The organism is Pseudomonas sp. LAMO17WK12:I10 (assembly GCF_900215185.1).
GTDB classification, from domain to species: domain Bacteria; phylum Pseudomonadota; class Gammaproteobacteria; order Pseudomonadales; family Pseudomonadaceae; genus Aquipseudomonas; species Aquipseudomonas chlororaphis.
The window spans coordinates 182,227-204,561 of the sequence record NZ_OBDX01000001.1; the positions used below are offsets into that span (position 1 = coordinate 182,227).

At 63.8% G+C, this 22,335-nt stretch carries 21 protein-coding genes; 8 read left to right on the forward strand and 13 right to left on the reverse strand.

The window, feature by feature from the left end:
• Nucleotides 1-19 precede the first annotated feature (19 nt).
• A complete protein-coding gene (tcyJ, locus tag CRO75_RS00705) occupies nt 20-817 on the reverse strand; it encodes a cystine ABC transporter substrate-binding protein (protein WP_097134153.1) in 798 nt (265 codons plus the stop codon).
• A 352-nt stretch (nt 818-1,169) separates the two neighbouring features.
• Nucleotides 1,170-2,165 (reverse strand): D-cysteine desulfhydrase, encoded by a 996-nt coding sequence (locus tag CRO75_RS00710; protein ID WP_062824010.1) that lies wholly within the window; start codon nt 2,163-2,165, stop codon nt 1,170-1,172.
• A gap of 191 nt (nt 2,166-2,356) precedes the next feature.
• Here CRO75_RS00710 and epsC point away from each other — a divergent pair, with 191 nt between their 5' ends.
• The gene (epsC, locus tag CRO75_RS00715) at nt 2,357-3,283 is read left to right on the forward strand and encodes a serine O-acetyltransferase EpsC (RefSeq protein WP_009041677.1); all 927 of its coding nucleotides are present in this window, start codon (nt 2,357-2,359) and stop codon (nt 3,281-3,283) included.
• 394 nt (nt 3,284-3,677) lie between these two features.
• Complete coding sequence (gene betT / locus CRO75_RS00720) at nt 3,678-5,642, forward strand: choline transporter BetT (RefSeq protein ID WP_177409713.1); 1,965 nt, start codon at nt 3,678-3,680, stop codon at nt 5,640-5,642.
• Nucleotides 5,643-5,723: 81 nt separating this feature from the next.
• On the opposite strand, the gene CRO75_RS00725 is transcribed toward betT, so the two are convergent.
• From CRO75_RS00725 to CRO75_RS00735, 3 genes are all read right to left on the reverse strand, one after another.
• A complete protein-coding gene (locus CRO75_RS00725) occupies nt 5,724-5,981 on the reverse strand; it encodes a hypothetical protein (RefSeq protein WP_097134155.1) in 258 nt (85 codons plus the stop codon).
• A 239-nt stretch (nt 5,982-6,220) separates the two neighbouring features.
• Entirely contained in the window at nt 6,221-7,117 is an 897-nt protein-coding gene (locus CRO75_RS00730) for an SDR family oxidoreductase (RefSeq protein ID WP_097134156.1), read from the reverse strand.
• A 119-nt stretch (nt 7,118-7,236) separates the two neighbouring features.
• Nucleotides 7,237-7,977 (reverse strand): SDR family oxidoreductase, encoded by a 741-nt coding sequence (locus tag CRO75_RS00735; protein ID WP_085533364.1) that lies wholly within the window; start codon nt 7,975-7,977, stop codon nt 7,237-7,239.
• A gap of 138 nt (nt 7,978-8,115) precedes the next feature.
• Between CRO75_RS00735 and CRO75_RS00740 the strand changes: the two genes are divergently transcribed.
• The 3 genes from CRO75_RS00740 (at nt 8,116) to CRO75_RS00750 (ending at nt 9,744) form a co-directional block, all read left to right on the forward strand.
• Nucleotides 8,116-9,006 carry a LysR family transcriptional regulator gene (locus CRO75_RS00740; protein WP_097134157.1) on the forward strand — a complete coding sequence of 297 codons (891 nt, stop codon included), beginning with the start codon at nt 8,116-8,118 and terminating at the stop codon, nt 9,004-9,006.
• A gap of 124 nt (nt 9,007-9,130) precedes the next feature.
• Nucleotides 9,131-9,313, forward strand: coding sequence for a type II toxin-antitoxin system HicA family toxin (locus CRO75_RS00745; protein WP_009041685.1), 183 nt, complete (start codon nt 9,131-9,133; stop codon nt 9,311-9,313).
• A gap of 29 nt (nt 9,314-9,342) precedes the next feature.
• Complete coding sequence (locus CRO75_RS00750) at nt 9,343-9,744, forward strand: type II toxin-antitoxin system HicB family antitoxin (protein ID WP_009041686.1); 402 nt, start codon at nt 9,343-9,345, stop codon at nt 9,742-9,744.
• 88 nt (nt 9,745-9,832) lie between these two features.
• On the opposite strand, the gene CRO75_RS00755 is transcribed toward CRO75_RS00750, so the two are convergent.
• A complete protein-coding gene (locus tag CRO75_RS00755) occupies nt 9,833-10,879 on the reverse strand; it encodes a LacI family DNA-binding transcriptional regulator (protein ID WP_097134158.1) in 1,047 nt (348 codons plus the stop codon).
• A gap of 207 nt (nt 10,880-11,086) precedes the next feature.
• Here CRO75_RS00755 and CRO75_RS00760 point away from each other — a divergent pair, with 207 nt between their 5' ends.
• The 3 genes from CRO75_RS00760 to mgrA all read left to right on the forward strand — a co-directional run bounded on the left by CRO75_RS00760 (nt 11,087) and on the right by mgrA (nt 15,839).
• Nucleotides 11,087-13,345: a TonB-dependent receptor gene (locus CRO75_RS00760; protein WP_097134159.1), complete on the forward strand. Its 2,259-nt coding sequence runs from the start codon at nt 11,087-11,089 to the stop codon at nt 13,343-13,345.
• A 46-nt stretch (nt 13,346-13,391) separates the two neighbouring features.
• A complete protein-coding gene (locus tag CRO75_RS00765) occupies nt 13,392-14,717 on the forward strand; it encodes an LLM class flavin-dependent oxidoreductase (RefSeq protein ID WP_009041689.1) in 1,326 nt (441 codons plus the stop codon).
• An 84-nt stretch (nt 14,718-14,801) separates the two neighbouring features.
• On the forward strand, nt 14,802-15,839 hold the full coding sequence (gene mgrA / locus CRO75_RS00770; protein WP_053259262.1) for an L-glyceraldehyde 3-phosphate reductase: 1,038 nt from the start codon (nt 14,802-14,804) through the stop codon (nt 15,837-15,839).
• A gap of 125 nt (nt 15,840-15,964) precedes the next feature.
• Here mgrA and CRO75_RS00775 read toward each other — a convergent pair whose 3' ends face one another.
• The 7 genes from CRO75_RS00775 to gshA all read right to left on the reverse strand — a co-directional run bounded on the left by CRO75_RS00775 (nt 15,965) and on the right by gshA (nt 22,197).
• Nucleotides 15,965-16,393: a type II toxin-antitoxin system VapC family toxin gene (locus tag CRO75_RS00775; protein WP_097134160.1), complete on the reverse strand. Its 429-nt coding sequence runs from the start codon at nt 16,391-16,393 to the stop codon at nt 15,965-15,967.
• The gene (locus CRO75_RS00780) at nt 16,390-16,635 is read right to left on the reverse strand and encodes a hypothetical protein (RefSeq protein ID WP_007925278.1); all 246 of its coding nucleotides are present in this window, start codon (nt 16,633-16,635) and stop codon (nt 16,390-16,392) included. Before CRO75_RS00780 ends, CRO75_RS00775 begins: the two co-directional genes overlap by 4 nt.
• Before the next feature lie 127 nt (nt 16,636-16,762).
• Complete coding sequence (gene tauD / locus CRO75_RS00785) at nt 16,763-17,602, reverse strand: taurine dioxygenase (protein ID WP_097134161.1); 840 nt, start codon at nt 17,600-17,602, stop codon at nt 16,763-16,765.
• Nucleotides 17,603-17,686: 84 nt separating this feature from the next.
• Nucleotides 17,687-18,526, reverse strand: coding sequence for a taurine ABC transporter permease TauC (gene tauC / locus CRO75_RS00790; RefSeq protein WP_097134162.1), 840 nt, complete (start codon nt 18,524-18,526; stop codon nt 17,687-17,689).
• Entirely contained in the window at nt 18,523-19,317 is a 795-nt protein-coding gene (gene tauB / locus CRO75_RS00795; protein WP_097134163.1) for a taurine ABC transporter ATP-binding subunit, read from the reverse strand. The genes tauC and tauB overlap by 4 nt, the downstream gene beginning before the upstream one ends.
• 94 nt (nt 19,318-19,411) lie before the next feature.
• The gene (tauA, locus tag CRO75_RS00800) at nt 19,412-20,389 is read right to left on the reverse strand and encodes a taurine ABC transporter substrate-binding protein (protein ID WP_007925265.1); all 978 of its coding nucleotides are present in this window, start codon (nt 20,387-20,389) and stop codon (nt 19,412-19,414) included.
• Between the two features lie 224 nt (nt 20,390-20,613).
• Entirely contained in the window at nt 20,614-22,197 is a 1,584-nt protein-coding gene (gshA, locus tag CRO75_RS00805) for a glutamate--cysteine ligase (protein WP_009041697.1), read from the reverse strand.
• Nucleotides 22,198-22,335: the final 138 nt, after the last annotated feature.

The window sequence follows — 22,335 nt, forward strand, 5'->3', positions numbered from 1 at the left end:
AACTGAAAACCTGCTTCCATTATTGAGTGACGTCAGCGTTGAAGTATTTTTCCGAGAGCTTTTTCAGCGTGCCGTCGGCGCGCAGTTCCTCGATTGCCTTGTTGACCGCGGCCAGCAGTTCGGGTTCGCCTTTGCGCAGGGCCACGCCGGCTTCCTGGCGGGAGAAGGGCTCGCCGGAAATAGCCAGGGTGTCGTTGGTTTTCTTGATCAGCTCGAAGGCGGCCAGGCGGTCCACCAGGATCGCGTCGATACGGCCTACGCGCAGGTCCTGGTACTTGGTCGGATCATCGTCGTAGGTCTTGATGATGGCTTGCGGCACGTTGTCCTTGAGCCATTGTTCGTAGTTGGTGCCCAGGCCGACACCGACCTTGTGCCCGGCCAGGTCGGCGGCGGTCTTGAACTTGCCTTCGTTCTTCTTCTGGGTCAGGGCCTGGATGCCGGAAACGGTGTAGGGGGTGGAGAAGTCGTATTTCTTCTTGCGCTCATCGGAGATGGTCACCTGGTTGATCACCGCGTCCAGGCGTTTGGACTCCAGGGCGGCGAGGATGCCGTCCCACTTGGTCGGCTGCAGTTTGACCTTCACGCCCAGCTTCTGCGCCAGGGCTTCGGAGAACTCGACTTCGAAGCCAGCCAGCTTGCCGCTTTCGTCGACGTAGCTGAACGGTGGATAAGTGCCTTCCAGGCCGACATTGATGGTGCCGGCGTCCTTGATCTTCTGCAGTTGCTCACCGGCAACCGCTTGCCCCAGCAACCCGGCACCCAGTGCCAGACCCAGCGAGCCAACGAGGATATTTCGACGTAGTGCGGAAAAAGTCATGACAAGCCCCTGTGTTTTCTTATGCAGATGCGGTTGGGAGATGCAGGTCAATCGGTGAGCGGGAACGAGCGCCTTATCCTGCACTAAATGCAGCGTATGCGTCTCGCGGCAAATTCGCCTGCGGCGCGACTATAAGTGGCTGCTTATAGATGTAAAAATAATATAAATTCACATTGTTATTCTTTTTATAAATATAAAGATTCTCAATCTTTGTAGCCGCTGCCGCAGGCTGCGATCGGCTGCGTAGCAGGCGCAAATCCGGCGAACGTGTCTCTTCCGATACGCCGCATATGCAGGTTTTACGACGGCTGCGCCGCCGAGCGCAGGCTGCGCCAGCGGCTACAGGCATTTGTTATGCAAACGAGCCGGCATAAGCGAACAGCGCCGGCGCGCCGCCGGTGTGCAGGAAGATGATCGGGCCGTCGTCGAAGCGCTGGCGGCCGATGCCGTCGAGCAGGCCGGCCATGGCCTTGCCGGTGTAGACCGGGTCCAGCAGCAGGCCTTCCTGGCTCGCCAGCAGCTTTACCGCGGCCAGGGTGCCGGCATTCGGTTCGCCATAACGCGGGGCGAAATATTCGTCCCACAACTCCACCTTGAAGCTCTCCGGCAGCGCCACCCCGAGCAATTCGGCGGTGCGCTCGGCCAGGCCCTGGACCTTTGGCCGTTGCGCTTCGTCGGTGCGCGATACGGTGACGCCGATCACCGGCAACTGCGGCAACACTTCGCTCAAGGCCAGGGCCAGGCCGCTGTGGGTGCCGGCGCTGCCCGAGGCCAGCACCACGGCGGCGAAGTCGAGCCCGCTGTTGTTGATCTGCTCCGCCAGCTCCAGGCCGGCGCGCACGTAACCCAGCGCGCCGAGGGCGTTGGAGCCGCCAATCGGCACCAGGTACGGCTGCTTGCCGCTGCTGCGCAGGCGCTCGGCCAGGGCCTGCAACTGCTCGTCGGCGTTGTCCAGGTTCTCCACCAGCTCGACCTTGGCGTCGAACAGGTCGAGCAGCAGGCGGTTGCCGTTGCCCAGGTAATTGCCGTCGTCGGTGCCGATGGGGTTTTCCAGCAGGGCGACGCAGCCCAGGCCGAGCTTGGCGGCCAGGGCCGCGGTCTGGCGCACGTGGTTGGACTGGATGGCGCCCGCGGTGATCAGGGTGTCCGCGCCCTGGGCCAGCGCATCGGCGGCCAGGTATTCGAGTTTGCGCAGCTTGTTGCCGCCCATGGCCAGCGGCGTGGTGTCGTCGCGCTTGACGTAGACATCGCGGCCCAGCCAGGTGGACAGGCGTTCGAGTTTTTCCAGGGCGGTGGCGCCGCCCAGCAGGTCGAGACGGTTAAAACGGTCGAGCTGTCGTTTGATCATGAGGCCGCACAGGTTGTCAGAGGTGTCAGGGACTATAGGCAGCGATATTTACCGGGGCAACCGTCAATCGCTTATGCCAAAAGGTACTTAGGCCAGCACAATTAGTTCTTAATTTGGCCTGGGACGCATACCGTAAAGTGACGTCGTTTACGCGGCCAGACCGTCCGGCCGCCTGAGTGAGGAGTCTTATCGTGAGCGAGCGTTCCAGCCATTGGCAATTGCAGACCATAGTCGGTCAACTGCGTGATGCCCGCGACCAGTGGCGTACCCGCAACGGGCGGGTCAGTGGTGAGCAGGGCGGTCGGGAACTGCCGTCGCGCGCGGCCATGGCCGAGATTCTCGAGGCGCTGTGTGGGGCCTTGTTCCCGATGCGCCTGGGCCCGGTGGACCTGCGCGAGGAAAGCGAGGACTTCTACGTCGGCCACACCCTGGACGCGGCCCTCAATGCACTGCTCGCCCAGACCCGCCTGGAACTGCGTTACGCCGCGCGCCAGAGCGGCGAGGCGGACGAAGACGTCAACGCCAGGGCCATCCGCATCATCCAGGATTTCGCCCTGGCCCTGCCGGGGCTGCGGGTGTTGCTCGATACCGATGTGCTGGCCGCCTACCATGGCGACCCGGCGGCGCGCAGCGTCGATGAAGTGCTGCTGTGCTACCCGGGTATCCTGGCGGTGATCCACCATCGCCTGGCCCACCATCTGTATCGCGCCGGCCTGCCGCTGCTGGCGCGGATCAGCGCGGAAATCGCCCACTCGGCCACCGGCATCGACATTCACCCGGGGGCGCAGATCGGCCGCAGCTTCTTCATCGACCATGGCACCGGTGTGGTGATCGGCGAGACCGCGATCATCGGCGAGCGCGTGCGCATCTACCAGGCGGTGACCCTGGGCGCCAAGCGCTTCCCGGCGGACGAGGACGGCCAGTTGCAGAAGGGCCACCCGCGCCATCCGATCGTCGAGGACGACGTGGTGATCTACGCCGGCGCGACCATCCTCGGGCGCATCACTATCGGCAAGGGCTCGACCATCGGCGGCAACGTCTGGCTGACCCGCAGCGTGCCGGCCGGCTGCAACCTGACCCAGGCCAACCTGCAGCATGACGATGGGTCGCAAAAATAAGCCGGAGTGCTTGCATCATGTAGCCGCTGCCGCAGGCTGCGATCGCCCCGAGAGGGGCGCCGCCCTTGGGTCTTTTGCAGGCCCTGCGGGCCTTGGCGCAGCCTTCGGCAGCGGCTACAGAGATCGGCTTATTTAGCGCTGAACGATTCCCTCCGCGACACATCAGACCTTTCCTAAAACCTGCGAAATCAGGCGACCCCGAGCCCGGCGATTAGTCCTTGCGTGCCTATCCGTGTTTAACTTGAACGCTTGTTCAAATTAAACCGGCAGCTCGCTGCCCGCTCACAACAGGAGGCTTACCTTTGCTGAGTCCGATCTTTTCAGCCGCGTTTTACCCCCTCGAGGTGCACGTTTCATGAGTGCATCGTCCATTCCCGCCAGCGGCCTGATCCGCATGAATCCGCCGGTGTTCTACTTCGCCGCGAGCTTTATCCTGGCCTTCGGCCTGGTGGTCATTGCCCTGCCGGAACAAGCCGGTGCCTGGCTGCTGGCCGCGCAAAACTGGGCGGCCAATACGGTCGGCTGGTACTACATGCTGGCCATGACCCTGTACCTGATCTTCGTGGTGGTCACCGCCTTGTCCGGCTACGGCAAGATCAAGCTCGGTGCCGACCACGACGAACCGGAATTCAGTTACCTGTCCTGGGCCGGCATGCTGTTCGCCGCCGGGATCAGCATCACGCTGTTTTTCTTCTGTGTGTCGGAACCCCTGACCCACATGCTGCAACCGCCCCAGGGCGAGGCCGGGACCGCGGATGCGGCGCGCCAGGCCATGCAGATTCTCTTCCTGCACTGGGGCCTGCATGGCTGGGGTGTGTTCGCCTTCGTCGGCATGGCCCTGGCGTATTTCGCCTACCGGCATAACCTGCCGCTGGCCCTGCGTTCGGCGCTGTACCCGCTGATCGGCAAGCGCATCAACGGCCCCATCGGCTACGCGGTGGATGGCTTCGGCATCATCGCCACGGTGTTCGGCCTCGGCGCCGACATGGGCTTTGGCGTGCTGCACCTCAACTCCGGCCTGGATTATCTGTTCGGCATCGCCCACACCCAGTGGGTCCAGGTGGGCCTGATCACCCTGATGATGGGCGCGGCGATCATTGTCGCGGTGTCCGGCGTCGACAAGGGCGTGCGGGTGATGTCCGACATCAACATGCTGCTGGCCTGTGCGCTGCTGCTGTTCGTGTTGTTCGCCGGCCCCACCCAGCACCTGCTCAACACCCTGATCCAGAACCTCGGCGATTACCTCGGCGCCTTGCCGACCAAGAGTTTCGACCTCTACGCCTACGACGAACCCAGCGACTGGCTGGGTGGCTGGACGGTCTTCTACTGGGCCTGGTGGGTCGCATGGTCGCCGTTCGTGGGCCTGTTCATCGCGCGGATTTCCCGTGGCCGGACCATTCGTGAGTTCGTGTTCGGCGTGCTGCTGATTCCCCTGGGCTTCACCCTGGCCTGGATGTCGATCTTCGGTAACAGCGCCATCGACCAGGTGCTCAACCACGGCATGAGCGCGCTGGGCATGTCGGCCATCGAGAACCCCTCGATGACCCTCTACCTGCTGCTGGAAACCTACCCCTGGAGCAAGACCGTCATCGCCGTGACGGTATTCATCAGCTTCGTGTTCTTCGTCACCTCGGCCGACTCCGGCACCGTGGTGCTCTCGACCTTGTCGGCCCGTGGCGGCAATGCCGATGAAGACGGGCCGAAATGGCTGCGGGTGTTCTGGGGCGCGATGACCGCGCTGGTCACCAGCGCGCTGCTGTTTGCCGGCAGCATCGACTCGCTGAAGTCGGCGGTGGTGCTGACCTCGCTACCGTTCTCGATGATCCTGCTGCTGATGATGTGGGGGCTGCACAAGGCCTTCTACCTCGAGTCGCAGAAGCAGATCGCCCAGTTGCATTCGCTGGCGCCGGTGTCGTCGTCTTCGCGGCGCGGCAAGGGCGGCTGGCGCCAGCGCCTGAGCCAGGCGGTGCATTTCCCGTCGCGCGACGAGGTGTATCGCTTCCTCGATCAGACCGTGCGCCCGGCCATCGAAGAAGTGACCGCGGTGTTCGTCGAGAAAGGCCTGAACGTGATCACCCAGCCGGACCCGGCCAACGACAACGTCAGCCTGGAAATCGGCCATGGTGACCAGCATCCGTTCGTCTACCAGGTGCAGATGCGCGGCTACTTCACCCCGTCCTTCGCCCGTGGCGGCATGGGGCCCAAGGAGATGCGCAACCGGCGTTACTACCGGGCCGAGGTGCACCTGGCCGAGGGTAGCCAGGACTACGACCTGATGGGCTACACCAAGGAGCAGATCATCAACGACATCCTCGACCAGTACGAACGGCATATGCAGTTCCTGCATCTGGTGCGTTGATCGCGGGTAGCCGCAGCAGCGTTATCGCGGGCAAGCCTTGCTTCTGATGGAAATCGGGAGCGGGGCTTGCCCGCGGTCGTTTCAGCCCTGGCTCAGCACCGTGTACAGCACCAGCGCCGCCACCGGCACGCCGAACACCACACTGCCGACCGCCAGCTCCGTGCTCAGGGGCTGGCCGGCGTGGACCATCCCCACCGCGCCGTTGATCACCGTCAGCGCCAGCCAGAGCACGACGAAACTGTAGGCCAGGGTCTGGCGGCCGAGGCCGATTTTCTCGCCGATAAACAACATCAGCGCCAGCAGGGCCAGGCCGAAGGAGGTAATGATCGCGGTATGCATGACGAAGTCCTCGCGGGCGGAATTCAGGGGCGGGCCCAGGGTCGATGGCGGTTCAAAGCTACCGACCTAGAGTGTGGTCCAGGGAGTAGCGTCCTGCTCCGCGAAAAGCGAAGGCCGGGATCAGCAGGATGTTGGACGAAACGGGCGAGTCGCTGGTCGGGCGCATGGGTGTCTCCGCAAATAAGCCGGTGGAAAGCACCGATGGCCCGGGGAATGCCCGGGCCATCGGTGCCGTTGTTTCAGTGAGCGGCGGGCTTGAGCAGGTCTTCCAGGCCGATGCGGCGAAACATCTCGGCGCGCACCCGGTCGGCCATGGCATTGACGATTTCGGCACCGTCCTGGGACGGGTCGATATGCCGGCGCAACGGCCGGGAGCCGAAGGGCTGGCCGACGATCTCGACGATGGCCCTGGCCACCTCGGCGACATCGGCATCAGCCGGCTCCAGGGCGGCCAGGCCGTTGAGTGCCTGCTCCGGCACGCCGGCATAGGGGCCCTGGTTGTACTCGGCGGCGCGGGCCTGGTCGGCCGGGGCGCCGGAGTGCGCGAAGTGGTTGGTGCCCTGGGTGAAGGCGCCCGGCACGATGATCGAGGTCTCCACGCCCCAGCGCGCCAGCTCCCCGGCATAGGACACCGCCAGGGAGTCCATCGCCGCCTTGGCCGCGAAGTACGGCGCCAGGTAGGGCGGGGTGCCACCACGGGCGCTGCTGGAGGATACCCACAGCACCAGTCCCCGGCCCTGCTTGCGCAGTTGCGGCAGGGCCGCGCGGTTGACCCGCTGGGTGCTCAGTACGTTGATGTCGTAGAGCTGGGCGAACTGTTCGGGGGTGAAGGCTTCGGCGGGGCCGAAGGCCATGTGCCCGGCGTTGTGGATGATCACGTCCAGCCGGCCGCAGTCGGCGACTATCCGGGCGACACCGGCCTCGACCGAGGCGCTGGAGGCGACGTCCAGTTCGACGCTGCGCAAATCGACCCGGTGCTCGTCGGCGTAGCGCCGCACCTCGGCCACCTGAGGCGCATTGCGGCCCAGGGTTTCACGCATGCTGGCGTAGACGATGTGGCCGGCGTCGGCGAGGGCGCGGGCGGTCAGGGCGCCAAAACCACTGGAGGCACCGGTAATCAGGATGACGGATTGCATGGTATTGATCTCTTCAGGTGAGGGTGGTTTCAGGCACGCCGGGGCAGGCGTTGTTGTACGGCGTGGGACAGCCAGCCGGCGAAGGTGCCCAGGGCTCCTTCGACCGTGGATGAGGTGGCTCAGACGAGCCCGCCGTTGGCGCGCAGGACCTGCCCGTTGACCCAGGCCGAATCAGGGCTTACCAGGAAGGACACGACGCGGGAAATATCTTCGGGTTGAGCCAGGCGCTCCAGCGGGGCCATCTTGGCGAAGCCCTGGATCTGCTCTTCGCTCTTGCCGTGCAGGAACAGGTCGGTGGCCACCGGGCCCGGTGCCACTGCATTGACGGTGATATTGCGACCGCGCATTTCCTTGGCGAACACCTGGGTCAGGGATTCCACCGCCGCTTTGCTGGCGATGTACACCGCGTAACCCGGCAGGTTCATGCCGACGGTGCTGCTGGAGAAATTGACGATGCGTCCGCCGCCGTTCAGGCGAGTCGCGGCTTCACGCAGGGTGTTGAAGGTGCCGCGAGCGTGGATGTTGAAGTTCTGGTCGAACAGTTCGTCCGTGTGTTGCGCCAGCGGCAGGACCTTGAGGATGCCGGCGTTGTTGATCAGCACGTCGACCTTGCCCAGTTGGGTTTCGGTTTCGTCGAACAGGCGGCGCACGTCATCGGCATTGGCCACATCGGCCTTGACTGCTATGGCCCGGTGGCCGGCCTGGCGCAGCTCCACCACCAGGGCCGAGGCTTCGCTGGCGCTGTTGGCGTAGTTGATGGCGACTGCGAAGCCTTCGCTGGCCAGTTGCCGCGCAATCACCGCGCCGATGCCGCGGGAGGCGCCGGTCACGATGGCAACTTTCGAAGTCTGGGTAGTCATGGCGAATTTCCTTCTGGGTAATGAGTGATTGGCTGTGGTGTGGACGCAGATTCACATGTTTACCCAGGGTGATAAATGCGCCAGAGTTGGCTTGACTGTTCAATAATCACCAACAATCAATGAGCCCCGGAGCCCGTCGTGGATCAAGTCAAAGCGATGAAGGTGTTCGTGCGAATTTACGAGCGCAGCAGCTTCACCCTGGCCGCCGAGGACCTGAACCTGCCGCGCGCCACCCTGACCCATACCCTCAATCAGTTCGAAGCCTGGCTCGGTACCCGCCTGCTGGAACGCAGCACCCGCCGCGTGCGCCCGACCCTCGACGGCGAGGCCTATTACCAGCGCTGCGTACAGCTGCTGGCGGAGCTGGAAGAGGCCGAACTGGCGTTTCGCACGGTGGCGCCGAAGGGGCGTTTGCGGGTCGACCTGCATGGCACCCTGGCCAAGTACTTCGTGATTCCGGCCCTGCCCGAATTCATGGCGCGCTATCCGGAAATCGAGCTGTCCATCAGCGAGGCCGATCGTTTTGTCGACCTGATCGCCGAAGGGGTGGACTGCGTGTTGCGCGCCGGCACCCTGGGCGATTCGTCGTTGATCGGCCGGCGCGTGGCCAACTTGCAGCAGATCACCTGCGCCAGCCCGGCCTACCTGCGCAAATACGGCGAGCCATCGAGCCTCGACGAGCTGTCGCGGCACCGTGCGGTGAACTACGTCTCACGCACCACGGCCAAGCTGTTTCCGTTCGAATTCATGGTCGATGGCGAACTGCGGGAAGTCGCTATCGAGGGTGCGCTGTCGGTGTTCGGCGCGGAAATCTATGCCGCCTCGGCCGTGGCCGGGCTGGGCATCATCCAGTGCCCGCGCTATCGCATGGCACAGCAGATTTCCCAGGGGCTGGTGCAGGAAATCCTCATCGACACCCCGCCGCCGCCCATGCCGGTTTCCGTGCTGTACCCACACAACCGCCACATGTCGCCGCGGGTGCGGGTATTCGTCGACTGGCTGGCGGAGGTTTTTGCCAGGGCGCTCTGAAAAGGGCCTGGGTGGCGCCGGTCATCGCTGCTTTCTGTATTGATTATCTGAATGTGTATAGTGTGTATTCTTCGCCTTTGGCTGTGTAGGGTGGCTTTTCGGGACGTATCGAAAGGATACGGCAATGCGCAGTCGGGAACTGATCAGGATGATCGAGGAGGACGGGTGGTATCTGATCGCGGTCAAAGGCAGTCATCACCAGTACAAGCATCTGCACAAGCCGGGGCGGGTCACTATCCCTCACCCGGATGCGGATCTGCCCAGGGGCACGATCCACAGCATCTTGAAACAGGCGGGCCTGAAATGAGGCCGGTCTTGAACGAAGAGGTCAACGAGATGAAATTCCCGGTCGTGCTGCACAAGGATGCCGACTCCGGATATGGAGTGATCGTCCCCGATGTGCCGGGCTGTTTTTCCGCCGGTCATACCGCGGCAGAAGCCTTCGAGAATGTGAAAGAGGCCCTGTCGCTGCATTACGAAGGCTTGGTCGCCGATGGTGAACCGCTGCCCCAGGTGCATGAGGTCGATGTGCATATCGACAATCCCGATTACGCCGGTGGCGTGTGGGGCATGATCGAGTTCGACATCACGCCTTACTTCGGCAAGGCGGTGCGCTTCAACGCCACCCTGCCGGAGCAATTGCTGGAACGCATCGACCAGACGGTGAAGCGCGACCAGCGCTACCGCTCGCGTTCGGGCTTTCTCGCTGCGGCGGCATTGCGCGAGTTATCGGCGTAGCCGCGAATCGTCGCCATCGAACGTTGGCCACTCGCACCCGCCGGGGGCCCGTGCCCGCGATAAGCACGAAGAGCCGTGAGGGTCGTTGCTACGCGCTCTCGCGCTCGATCAGCCGGCACTGCAGCAGGTTCAGGCGCTGGACCTCGTCTTCCACCGGCAACACGCCCAGGCTTTCCAGGACGCGGGTCGCCGCCAGGACGCCGATCTCCAGTGCCGGTGGCTTGATGGTGCTCAGGCTGGGCAACAGCATCTCGGCAAAGGGGTAATCGCCGAAGCCCAGCACCGCGCATTCCTCGGGGATTTTCAGCCCCGCCCGTTGCCCGGCCAGGGAGCCGCCGGCGGCCAGGTTGTCGTTGGCGAAGATGATCGCGTCCGGGCGTGGGCGGGTTTTCATCAGGGCTTCCATGGCCTGCTTGCCGGCCTCGAACGGCGCTCGATCGGCATCCGGGGCGAACACCCAGGGTGCCAGGCCCAACTCGCTCACGGTGGCGGCGTAACCGTCGCGGCGCTCCAGGGCGCTGAGGTCGCCGGGGGCGCTGTTCTGCACGAAGGCGATGCGCCGATAACCCTTGTCGTACAGATAACGCGTCGCCGTCACCCCGACCTGGTAATGGGAAAAGCCGATCTGCAGCGGTTCCCGCTGTGGCTGGTAGTCCCAGGTCTCGATCACCGGGATATCCGCCTCGGCGATCATCTTTTCAGTGCCCGGGCTATGGAAATGACTGGTCAGCACCAGGGCGGCCGGCGACCAGCCGAGAAAGGCCCGCACGGCGTTTTCTTCCTGTTGCGCATCGAAGTAGCTCGACGCCAGCAACAGCTGGTAACCGTGGCGGCTGAGGGTGTCGCTGAAGCCCTGGATGGTGTTGGCGAAGATCGGCCCGGAGATGTTCGGGATCACCATGGCGACAATCTTGCCCCGTGTCGAGGCCAGGCCGCCGGCCACCAGGTTCGGCACATAACCCAGTTCGGCCACTGCCCGGGCGATGCGCTCGCGACGTTCTGGCGAGACGCTGTCCGGCTGATTGAAATAACGCGACACGGTGATCGCCGACACACCGGCCTGGCGGGCGACGGTGTTCAGGGTCACCCGTCCGGCACCGCGGCGCTTGCGGCCTGGGGATTTTTCAACGGTCAAAAGCGCGATCCTTCAAGTAAACAAAAAGGCATATAAAAGTAATTTTTCAGTATTTGACGATCTATGTGCGGCTTACCGATACTGGCGATGTTAGCGCTAACAAAGCGCCTTGTCTGCTACTCGCTCGAGCGAATGTCCATGACAGATTTTTCGGCGCTGCCGGCGCAGATCGGCAGCGGTTAAGGGCAAATTCCGCGCAGGTGCAGCATGCAGAACATTCATGGGGATCAGCAGAAACGGGTGCGGTCGATCCGCGCCGCCAGCGCTTCACGGGCGTATTGGGGCTGGTGGCTGGCGGGGCTCGCCGCGCTGCCGCTGCCGGGCGCTTTCGCCGCTGACAGCGACAGCGCGGCGCAGGGCCAGGAGCCGACGCTGAAGTCGGTGACAGTCACCGCCACCCGCCGCGAAGAGTCGCTGCAAAAAGTGCCGGTAGCGGTGTCGGTGGTCGATGGCGAGCAACTGGAGCGCGATAACCGCAACGGTGTCGCCAGCATCGTGCAACAGGTGCCGTCGCTGAACTTCCGCACCGGCGCTTCGAACAAGGACACCTCGCTGTTCATCCGCGGCGTGGGCACCATTTCCACCTCGCCCGGCGTGGAGCCGACCGTGGCCACGGTGATCGATGGCGTGGTCTACGGCCGCCCGGGCCAGGCTACCCTCGACCTGCTGGACCTGGAGCGCATCGAAGTTTTGCGCGGTCCGCAAGGCACCTTGTTCGGCAAGAACGCTTCGGCCGGCGTGCTGAATATCGTGACCAGGGCGCCGACCGCCGAGACCCATGGCTACATCGACCAGAGCTACTACAGCGGCAACGAAAGCCGCACCCGGGTCGGCATCGGCGGCAGCCTGATTCCCGACACGCTCAAGGGGTCGATCACCACCCTGTTCGGCAGCTACGACGGCAACGTCGACAACCGGCGCAACGGGCATGAGGTCAACGGCTACAACCGCAAGGGCGTGCGCGGCAAGCTAGCGTTCACCCCCAGCGACGACCTCACCTTCACCCTGGCGGCCGACTACATGCAGTCCCATGACGACGCGCCCAATGGCGTTGTCGCCAAGACCCTGGCTCCGGCCTTCGCCAATGCCCTGCGCCCGGTCCGGGCCAGCAGCGACAACCGCGATATCAACACCGATACCCGTACCCACGTCGAGGACACCAACAAAGGTTTGTCCGGCCAGCTGGACTGGAGTCTTGGCGATTACACCCTGACCTCGATCACCGCCTGGCGCGGCTGGAACAACACCCAGTATCAGGACGGCGACCGCCTGGGCGCCGTTACCGCCGCTTTCCCCGGTACCGCCGACAAGGGCGACCTGGACTACAACCAGTACTCTCAGGAGCTGCGCCTGGCCTCGCCCAAGGGGCAATTTCTCGAGTACGTCGGCGGGTTGTTCTACATGCACGGCAAGGATGAAGAAACCTACCGGCGCACCCTGACCACTACCACCGCGATCAACCGCGGCATCGCCGACTACAACACCACCAGCGACAGCTACTCGGTGTTCGGCGAAACCACCCTGAACTTCACCTCGGACCTGCGCGGGATCGCCGGCCTACGCTGGACCCACGACGACCTGGAATACGATCACCGCCGCGTATCCACCTCGGCCACCACCGTCAGCGGCATTCAGCCCGGCACCAGCAGCTCGGGCTCGGTGGATGAGGACGGCTGGTCCGGGCGCCTGGGCCTGCAGTACGACCTGAGCGATGCGGTCACCACCTACCTGACCTATTCACGCGGCTACAAGGGGCCGGCCTACAACGTGTTCTTCAACATGCAGCCGCGGGACACCGAGGCGCTGAAGCCGGAAACCTCCAACACCTGGGAGGCCGGGATCAAGGCCACGGCCTGGAACAAGCGCCTGACCGCCAACCTGGCGATCTTCCACAGCGACTACGACAACTATCAGGCGAACTTCTTCGACACCGTCGCCGGGCAGGTGGTGACCCGCCTGATCAATGCCGGCAGCGTTAGCACCGAAGGCGTCGAGCTGGATTACGCCTTGCAGGCCACCCAGCAACTGAAGATCTCCGGCGCGCTGGCCTATACCCGCGCGCGGATCGACGAATTCGCCTGCCCGGCGGGCGCGGCGGCTTCTTGCAACGTCAACGGCAAGCCGCTGCCATTCAGCCCTGATTGGAAAAGCTATGTGCGGGCCGATTACAGCATCCCGCTGGATAACGGCCTGGATATCGAACTGGGCACCGATTACAGCTGGCAGAGCGAAGTGCAGTACGACATCAGCCAGAACGCCGACACCAGGCAGGGGGCCTACGGCATCTGGAACGCCAGCATCGCCCTGGCCGACTACAACCAGGGCTGGCGCGTGGCGCTGCTGGGCAAGAACCTCGCCGACAAGTCCTATTCGCCGCTGCTGGCCAGTGGCGGCAATTACATCTACCGCGCCGTGCCACGGGATGACGAACGTTATTTCGGGGTACAGGTGCGCAAGGATTTTTGAGCCGTTGTGTGCAACGACCCTCAATGACCGCTTCAAGGAAAAGGCCATGACCCACCCAAGACAACTCAAGCTCGGCGCCTTTCTGATGGCCACCGGTCATCACGTTGCCGCCTGGCGGCATCCGTACGTACCGGCGGATGCCGGACTAGACTTTTCTGCGTACAGGCAGCTGGCCCGGATCGCCGAGGCAGCGAAGTTCGATGCCCTGTTCCTGGCTGACAGCGTGGCCGCCGCAACGGGCCCCGAGGCCCACAGAATGGCGCGTTCGGAGCAGTTTGAGCCCTTGACTTTGCTGGCTGCCCTCAGCGTCGTGACCGAGCATATTGGGCTAATTGCCACTAGCACTACGAGCTATAACGTACCGTACCATGTAGCACGTAAGTACGCTTCGCTGGATCACCTGTCGGGTGGAAGGGCAGGTTGGAATCTGGTGACTTCCGACAATGCGGCCGAAGCGCAGAATTTCGGTCGCGACGAGCATTTGGGCCATGCCGAGCGTTACAGCCGCGCCCGCGAGTTCCATGCAGTGGTCACCGGGCTTTGGGACAGTTGGCAGGACGACGCCTTTGTCCGCGACAAAAGCAGCGGCCAGTACTACGACCCGGCCAAGCTGCATGTGCTGGATCACCAGGGCGAGCACTTCCGGGTCAAGGGCCCGCTGAATGTGGCGCGCCCGCCCCAGGGCTATCCGGTGATCGTCCAGGCCGGTTCCTCCGAAGCCGGACGCGAGTTGGCGGCGCAGACCGCCGAAGTGGTATTCACCGCCCAGACCTCACTGGCCAGCGCCCAGGCGTTTTATGCCGACCTCAAGGGGCGCCTGGCCCGCTACGGACGCGGCGCCGATTCATTGAAAGTCATGCCCGGGGTATTCGTGGTGGTGGGGCAGAGCGAAAGTGAGGCCCGGGAAAAATATGAATCGTTTCAGCAATGGGTCGAACCCGAGGTTGGCGTCGCCCTGCTTGGGCGTATGCTGGGCAACTTCGACCTGTCGCAGTACCCGCTGGACGGCCCGCTGCCCGCGCTGCCATTGACCGAAAGCGGCCAGCAAAGCCGGCAGAAGCTGCTGGTGGAACTGGCCGGCAAGGACAACCTGAGTCTGGCCGAGCTGGGCCGGAAAATCGCCGGGGGCCGGGGGCACTACAGCCTGATCGGCACGCCGGCGCAGATCGCCGACGAGCTGCAAGGCTGGTTCGAGGAAGGCGCGGCGGATGGCTTCAACGTGCTGGTGCCGCACCTGCCGGGCGGGCTCCAGGACTTTGCCGGCGCCGTGGTACCGGAACTGCAACGACGCGGGTTGTTCAGAACCGAATACGAGGGCAAGACGTTGCGCGAGAACCTGGGGCTGGCGCGACCGAAGAATCAATTTGCATAGAGAAGCAGGCGACCGCGGCGCGGTCGATCGCGAAACCCGAAGGCTTCAAACCACAGCGCAGTCCCGCCAATGAGAGAGGATTCGATGACTTACCTTGCTGCCGAAAACCGCTATGACTCCATCCCCTACCGCCGCGTCGGACGCAGCGGCCTGGTGCTGCCGGCGCTGTCCCTGGGCCTGTGGCACAACTTCGGCGACAGCACGCCGATCGATACCCAGCGTTCGTTGCTGCGCACCGCCTTCGACCTGGGCATCAACCACTTCGACCTGGCCAACAACTACGGCCCGCCCTATGGCAGCGCCGAGATCAATTTCGGTCGTTTGTTGCGTGAAGACTTCAAGCGGTATCGCGACGAGCTGATCATCTCCAGCAAGGCCGGCTGGGATATGTGGCCCGGTCCGTATGGCCAGGGCGGCGGCTCGCGTAAATACGTGCTGGCCAGCCTCGACCAGAGCCTGCAGCGCCTGGGCCTCGACTATGTGGATATCTTCTATTCTCACCGCTTCGACCCGGACACCCCGCTGGAAGAAACCGCCAGCGCCCTGGCCACCGCGGTGCAGCAGGGCAAGGCGCTGTACATCGGTATCTCGTCTTATTCGGGGGTGAAGACCCGCGAGATTGCAGCCTTGCTCAAGGAGTGGAAAGTGCCGCTGCTGATCCACCAGCCGGCCTATAACCTGCTCAACCGCTGGGTGGAAAAGGACCTTTTGGACACCACCGAAGAACTCGGCGCCGGGGTGATTGCCTTCACGCCGTTGGCCCAGGGCCTGCTGACCGACAAGTACCTCAATGGCATTCCCGAGGATGCGCGGGTCAATCGTCCGGGCGGTGGTTCGTTGCAAGCCTCGCACCTGTCCGAGGCCAACCTCGCCCATGTGCGCGCCCTCAACGAAATCGCCCAGCGTCGTGGCCAGAGCCTGGCGCAACTGGCCCTGGCCTGGACTCTGCGCGACCCGCGGGTGACCTCGGCCCTGATCGGCGCCAGCCGGCCGGAGCAGATCGTCGAGAATGTCGGCGCATTGCAGAACCTGAACTTCAGCGCTGAAGAGCTGGCAGAGATCGATCGTTTTGCCCGCGAAGGCGGGATCAATCTGTGGGAGAAGCCTTCAACCGCGGAATAGAGCCTGCCGTCATGTTGTAAGGCTGTCGCGGCTTCTGTAGGAGCCAGGCTTGCCGGCGATCCAGAGGGCATGTGCTGTCAGGCATCCCGCTATCGCGAGCAAGCTGCGCTCCTACAGAGCCGGGTTCAAACCTCGAGTGGCAGCCAGGGGTTGATAACGATCAACCCGGTGTCGCTGAAGTCCTTGGCGTTACGGGTGGCGATCGCCGCGTCGTGGACGCGGCATATGGCCGCAATTTGCGCATCCACCAGGCTGATCGGACGCCCCAGGCTTTCCCGGTGCGAAATCAGATGGGCGTAGTAAAGAGCCGCCTGGGTCCCGAAGGGCGCGATGCGGTCGATGAAGTCTTCCTCGAACATCGCGAGCGCCGACGCATGGAGCATCTGTTTGCGCTTGCCGTGGGGCAGGCGCGCGATGCCGTGAAGAATCTCGGCCATGGTCATGGCGCTGATGTAGAGGTCTTCGACAGGTTGCGCTTCGATCCACAGCAATACCGATGCGTCCGGTTGGGGACGCATCAGTTCCGACAGCACATTAGTGTCGAGCACGATCATTCGCCCAGATCCACCACGCGTGCCGGCTCGGTACGTTCGGGCAGCTCAAGCTTCACTCCGCCGGCCTCGGCAAAGCGTGCCCGGATACGACTGGCCAGGCCTTGGCTGTCGGCTGTTCTGCTCAGGGCGCGGCGCAAAATCAAGCGGGCTTCTTCTTCCATGGAGTGGCCGTTGTGGGCGGCTTCGATGCGCAGGCGCTCTTTGATGTGGTCGTCCAGGTTTCGGATTGTCAGGCTGGCCATGGGCTCCTCCGAATGAAATCAATGCAATCATTGATAGCATAGCCGCGCGTCATCGAGGGTGGGCAACCACTTGTCGTTTGGTGACGCCGCAATCACCCGCCAGTCCTGTTGCAGTCATGAATATCGGTTATCGGAAAAACGGCACATCCCCGAGAATCGTCGCGCGGTGCATCACGCGGCGTTGCGGGCGGTAGTCGTCGACCGCGTAGTGCTGGGTCACGCGGTTGTCCCAGAAGGCCACGTCGTTGATCTGCCAGCGCCAGCGGATGGTGAATTCCGGGCGGGTGGCGTGGGCGAACAGCAGTTTCAGGATGACTTCGCTTTCGCTGTCCGACAGCTCGTTGATCCTGGTGGTGAAGCCTTCGTTGACGAACAGCGACTTGCGCCCGCTGACCGGGTGGGTGCGGATCACCGGGTGCGACAGCGGCGGGTTTTTCCGCTTGGCTTCTTCCCAGCGCGCCAGGTCCTGCGGGGTATTGCCGAAGCGTTCCAGGGGGAAGGACTTGATGAACTCGTGAGTTGCGGTCAGGCCTTGCAGCAGGTTCTTCATCGGCTCCGAGAGCGCCTCATAGGCCGCGATGCCGCTGGCCCACAGGGTATCGCCACCGTAGGCCGGCAACAGCTTGGCGCTGAGCACCGCGCCCAGGGCCGGGGTCGGCAGGAAGGTGACGTCGGTGTGCCAGATGGCGTTGTCGCGTACGTCGGTTTGCGCGGTGTCGAGGATCAGCACTTCTGGCTGTTCCGGCACGTTGGGGTAGATCGGATGGATATGCAGGTCGCCAAAGTTCGCCGCGAAGCGCGCCTGTTGCGGCGGGTCGATCGGCTGGTCGCGGAAGAACAGCACCTGATGCTGGAGTAGCGCCTGCTCGATGATGTCGCGCTGTTCGCCGGCCAGCGGTTGGCTGATATCGACGCCGCTGATCTGGGCGCCCAGGGCGGAGCTTAAAGGGGTGATGGTCAGGCTCATGTCGTTCTCGAATGGAGCGCCGATTTGCCGGCGTGGTCAGTTCTGTCTGTAAGAAGTCTTGCCCGCTACAGGGTTACCGGGGTCTCAATGGGCCTGGCCGTGCCAGGGCACCAGCTTGCGCTGCAGGGCGCGCAGGCCCATTTCCATGGCGAAGGCGATCAGGGCGATGACCAGGATCCCCAGTACCACCACATCGGTGACCAGGAACTGCGCGGCGGATTGCACCATGAACCCCAGGCCGCTGGTGGCGGCGATCAGTTCGGCGGCGACCAGGGTCGACCAGCCCACCCCGAGGCCGATGCGCACGCCAGTGAGAATGTCCGGCAGGGCACTGGGCAGGATCACATGGCGAATCAGCTGGGCCCGGGTTGCGCCCAGGGACTGCGCGGCGCGCAGTCGGGTCGGGTCGACGGTGCGTACGCCGGTGGCGGTGGCGATGGCGATCGGGGCGAAGATCGCCAGGTAGATCAGCAGCACCTTGGACAGCTCGCCGATGCCGCACCAGATGACGATCAGCGGCAGGTAGGCCAGGGGCGGAATCGGCCGGTAGAACTCGATCAGCGGGTCCAGCACGCCGCGAGCGATGCGATTGTGGCCGATGGCGATGCCCACCGGGATCGCGGTCAGCACGGCAAAACCCAGGGCCAGGCCGATGCGTCCGAGGCTCGCGCCCAGGTGCTGCCACAGGGTGGAATCCATATAGCCGCTGGTCACCAGCAGCCAGCCCTTTTGCAGCACGGCGGAAGGTGGCGGCAGGAACAGCGGTTCGATCAGGCCGCTGGCCGTCACCGCCCACCACAGGGCAAGCAGCACGACCAGGGTCAGCACGCTGATCCAGCGAGTGCTCAGGCTGCGGCGCTGGGGCTCCGTGGTGTGCGGGTTAGCGGCTTTGGTCGTGGTGGCCGGGAGGTCGTAGCTGTTCATGCGCGCTCCTGCCGCAAGACGGCACTGCGTTGGGAGAACACCCGGGCCAGCACATGTTCGCGGGTTTCGATAAAGCGTGGATCGGACTTGATTGCCCGGGCCGATTCGCCGGCCACGTAACGCTGGCCGAAGTCCAGGCTCAAGCGCTCGACGATTTGCCCCGGGTTGGGGGCCAGCAGGATCAGGTCGGTGGCGAGGAACACCGCTTCCTCGATGTCGTGGGTAATCAGGAACACCGGCTTGGCGGTGCGTTGCCAGACCTGCAGCAACAGCTCCTGCATCTGCTCGCGGGTGAAGGCATCGAGGGCGCCGAAGGGTTCGTCCATCAGCAGCAGCCGTGGGTCGGCGGCCAGGGCGCGGGCCAGGCCCACACGCTGGCGTTGTCCGCCGGAGAGCTGCCAGATGCGTCGTTTGTCGAAGCCGGCCAGGTCCACCAGCGCGAGCATTTCCCGGGCGCGGGCTTCGCGCGGGTCGCGGGCAATGCCGGCCAGTTCGAGGCCGAAGCCGACATTGGCCAGCACGTCCTGCCAGGGCAGCAGGGCATCGTCCTGGAACACCACGCCGCGTTCGGCGCTCGGGCCGGCGACCGGCACGCCGTCCAGGGTGATGCGCCCGGCGCTGGGTTCGACGAAACCGGCGATCAGGTTCAACAGCGAAGTCTTGCCACTGCCGGAAGGGCCGAGGGCGACCAGCAGCTGCTGGGGCCCGAGCGTCAGGGAAATATCCGCCAGCACCGGTTCGGCGGCGCCGGGGTACTGTGCGCTGATGCGCTCCAGTTGTAGCAAAGCCATGACGGCGCGCTCCTTGTTCAAATGCAGCCTTTGTCGAGGTGAGACGCTGTACGAGAAGCGCCGGGCTGGGCTCGGCGACCTCTGCGGCGAACCTTCAGTGGGTGATGTACTTGGCGCTGACGTACGGCGCGTAGTCCGGCAGAACCGCCTCGACCTTGCCCTGTTCCTTGAGGAACACCGCGGTGTCGGTGATGGCCTTGGTGGTCGGCGCGCCAAGGCTGATGACCTGGTCGGCCGCCAGTGGGTAGACGTTGCCCTGCAACAGCAGCGGAATGTCGCTGGCCTTGGCGCCGGAGAGTTTCACCAGCTTATCGACGTTGCTCTGCTCCGCCAGCCAGGCCTTTGGGTCCTTGCGGTAATCGGCGTAGGCGTCGAGGGTCACTTTGGCGAAGGCGGTGACGATTTGCGGGTGCTTCTCGGCGAAGTCCTTGCGCACGATCCAGGCGTCGAAGGTCGGCGCGCCGAACCGGGCCAGTTCGCCGGAGGTGATCAGCACCTTGCCGTTTTCCTTGGCCACGCCCAGCGCCGGATCCCAGACGTAGGTGGCGTCGATGTCGCCGCGTTTCCAGGCAGCGATGATCGCCGGTGGCGCCAGGTTGAGAATCTGTACTTTCGCCGGGTCGATTTTCCAGTGCTTGAGCGCGGCCAGCAGGCTGTAGTGACCGGTGGAAACGAAGGGCACGGCGACTTTCTTGCCGACCAGGTCCTGGGGCGTGTTGATCCCGGATCCGTCGCGGGCCACCAGGGCCTCGGCGGCGCCGATCTGGGTGGCGATGAGGAAGGTTTCCACCGGCACCTTGCGGGTGATCGCGGCGGTCAGCGGGCTGGAGCCGAGGTAGCCGATCTGCACGTCACCCGAGGCGATGGCGGCGATGATGTCGGCGCCGTTGTCGAACTTGCGCCAGTCGATCCTGGCCTGGGTGGCCTTTTCGTAGGTGCCGTCGGCCTGGGCGACTTTCGCCGGATCGACGGTGGTCTGGTAGGCGACGGTGACGTCGGCTGCCTGGGCGAACAAGCTCGCGGTAGCCAGGGATACGGCCGCCAGAAGGCGAAGGGGAAAGTGCATTTTCATCATGAAGCTCCTCGACAGGCGGCCAAGTGTGGACGTGGGAGGAGACTAAATGATCTAAGAATCTAAAAATAAATAACTTTTTAGAATTAGCTTAAAAGAGGAATCTTCTAAAGAGAGCACTTTTTTGAAGGGGAGCGCTTTGCGCTCCATCGCGAGCAAGCTCGCTCCTACAGGACAGTACTGTGTAGGAGCGAGCTTGCTCGCGATACAGGCGGCGCGGTGTGTCAGTTACTGATGGCCAGGATACTCGCCTGGTACGAACCGACAAACACGTCGAAATCACCGACTTCGTTGCGTTCCAGCTCGGCCTGTTGCAGCAGGGAGCTGCGCGCGGCTTCTTCGAAACGTGCCTGGTCTTCCTTGCTCAGGGGCTCGCTGCGGAAGAACTCGGCGTGGGCCAGGCTCTGGCGCAGGGAGAACTGGCTGAAGCTTTCCTTGTGCTCCTGCATGGCGGCCAGGACTTGGGCCGAAGGCGTCAGGGACGAATCCTTGACCTTGGCCAGCTGGGCGTCCAGTGCCTTGCTGTGGGCGTCGCTGCCGTGGCTGCGATCGAGCAGGGCGGCCAGCGGCGCGATCTTTTCCAGCAGTTCGCCGGCCCATTCCTTGAGCTCCACCAGTTGTCCCTGGCGCAGCAGGTGCAGGCCCGGACGACGTCCTTCCTTGACCACCTTGAGGAAGTTCGAGGTGGCGTTGCCGCACTCGTTGTTTTCCAGCAGCGGACTCTCGTTTAGCGCGCAATACAGCAGGAAGGCGTCGAGGAAGCGGGCTTCCTGCACGTCGATGCCCATCGGCAGGAACGGGTTGATGTCCAGGCAGCGCACTTCGACGTACTGGATGCCGCGGGCCATCAACGCCTGGATCGGCCGCTCGCCGGTGTAGGTCACGCGTTTCGGGCGGATGTTGGAGTAGTACTCGTTTTCGATCTGCAGGATGTTGGTGTTGAGCTGGACCCACTCGCCGTCCTGGTGGGTGCCGATCTCCACATAAGGCGCGTACGGCGTGGCGACGGCCTTGCGCAGGCTGTCGGTGTAGCTGTTCAGGTCGTTGTAGCAAGGGGTGAGGCCGGCCTGGGCGTTGCTCTGGTAGCCCAGGTCGCTCATGCGCAGGCTGGTGGCATACGGCAGGTACAGGGTCTCGGCGTCCAGCTGTTCCAGCTGGTGCGAGCGCCCGCGCAAGAAACCCGCGTCCAGCGCCGGCGAGGCGCCGAACAGGTACATCAGCAGCCAGCTGTAGCGGCGGAAGTTACGGATCAGCGCGATGTACGCCGACGACTGATAGTCGCGGTCGCTGCCGACGAAACCTTCGGCCTGCTTGAGCAGCGGCCAGAGCTGCTCCGGCAGGGAGAAGTTGTAGTGGATCCCGGCGATGCACTGCATGGTCTTGCCGTAACGCAGGGCCAGGCCCTTGCGGTACACATACTTGAGCTGACCGATGTTGGAGGTGCCGTAATAGGCGATCGGGATGTCTTCCTCGGCCGGCAACGGGCACGGCATCGATGGACTCCACAGGTACTCGTTGCCGAGCTTGCTGTAGGCGAAACGGTGAATCTTGTCGAGGCTGGCCAGGGTGTCAGCCGGATCGGCCAGGGCCGGAGTGATGAACTCCAGCAGCGACTCGGAATAATCGGTGGTGATCTGTTCGTTGGTCAGCGCGGAACCCAGTTCTTCCGGGTGCGGGGTCTGTGCCAGGCGCGCTTCGCCGGTCACGCGCAGGCATTCGCGCTCGATACCGTGCAGGCACTGCTCGAGCAGAGAGAGGTTAGCGCGCTCGCCGAGCAGAGCCAGGCGGCGGTTGAGAAGTTCGCTCAAGTTGGATTCCTTCACGCGTCAGTCGCCCCAATATGGGGGTGGGCAGGACGGTCTACAAGGGTGAAGTTGAAACTGGCGTTTTCGCCTGGTCGTTGAGCCTTACCGGCCCGCTTTGCAACGCCATTGCTTCATCCTTGA

Coding starts and splice junctions, on each gene's coding strand:
- CRO75_RS00730 (WP_097134156.1), bottom strand. CDS start 7,117: ATGCAATCCGTCATCCTGATTACCGGTGCCTCCAGTGGTTTTGGCGCC.
- CRO75_RS00775 (WP_097134160.1), bottom strand. CDS start 16,393: ATGATCGTGCTCGACACTAATGTGCTGTCGGAACTGATGCGTCCCCAA.
- tcyJ (WP_097134153.1), bottom strand. CDS start 817: ATGACTTTTTCCGCACTACGTCGAAATATCCTCGTTGGCTCGCTGGGT.
- tauB (WP_097134163.1), bottom strand. CDS start 19,317: ATGGCTTTGCTACAACTGGAGCGCATCAGCGCACAGTACCCCGGCGCC.
- CRO75_RS00750 (WP_009041686.1), top strand. CDS start 9,343: ATGAAATTCCCGGTCGTGCTGCACAAGGATGCCGACTCCGGATATGGA.
- mgrA (WP_053259262.1), top strand. CDS start 14,802: ATGACTTACCTTGCTGCCGAAAACCGCTATGACTCCATCCCCTACCGC.
- tauC (WP_097134162.1), bottom strand. CDS start 18,526: ATGAACAGCTACGACCTCCCGGCCACCACGACCAAAGCCGCTAACCCG.
- CRO75_RS00710 (WP_062824010.1), bottom strand. CDS start 2,165: ATGATCAAACGACAGCTCGACCGTTTTAACCGTCTCGACCTGCTGGGC.
- CRO75_RS00760 (WP_097134159.1), top strand. CDS start 11,087: ATGCAGAACATTCATGGGGATCAGCAGAAACGGGTGCGGTCGATCCGC.
- CRO75_RS00765 (WP_009041689.1), top strand. CDS start 13,392: ATGACCCACCCAAGACAACTCAAGCTCGGCGCCTTTCTGATGGCCACC.
- CRO75_RS00780 (WP_007925278.1), bottom strand. CDS start 16,635: ATGGCCAGCCTGACAATCCGAAACCTGGACGACCACATCAAAGAGCGC.
- tauA (WP_007925265.1), bottom strand. CDS start 20,389: ATGAAAATGCACTTTCCCCTTCGCCTTCTGGCGGCCGTATCCCTGGCT.
- tauD (WP_097134161.1), bottom strand. CDS start 17,602: ATGAGCCTGACCATCACCCCTTTAAGCTCCGCCCTGGGCGCCCAGATC.
- CRO75_RS00725 (WP_097134155.1), bottom strand. CDS start 5,981: ATGCATACCGCGATCATTACCTCCTTCGGCCTGGCCCTGCTGGCGCTG.
- CRO75_RS00745 (WP_009041685.1), top strand. CDS start 9,131: ATGCGCAGTCGGGAACTGATCAGGATGATCGAGGAGGACGGGTGGTAT.
- betT (WP_177409713.1), top strand. CDS start 3,678: ATGAATCCGCCGGTGTTCTACTTCGCCGCGAGCTTTATCCTGGCCTTC.
- CRO75_RS00735 (WP_085533364.1), bottom strand. CDS start 7,977: ATGACTACCCAGACTTCGAAAGTTGCCATCGTGACCGGCGCCTCCCGC.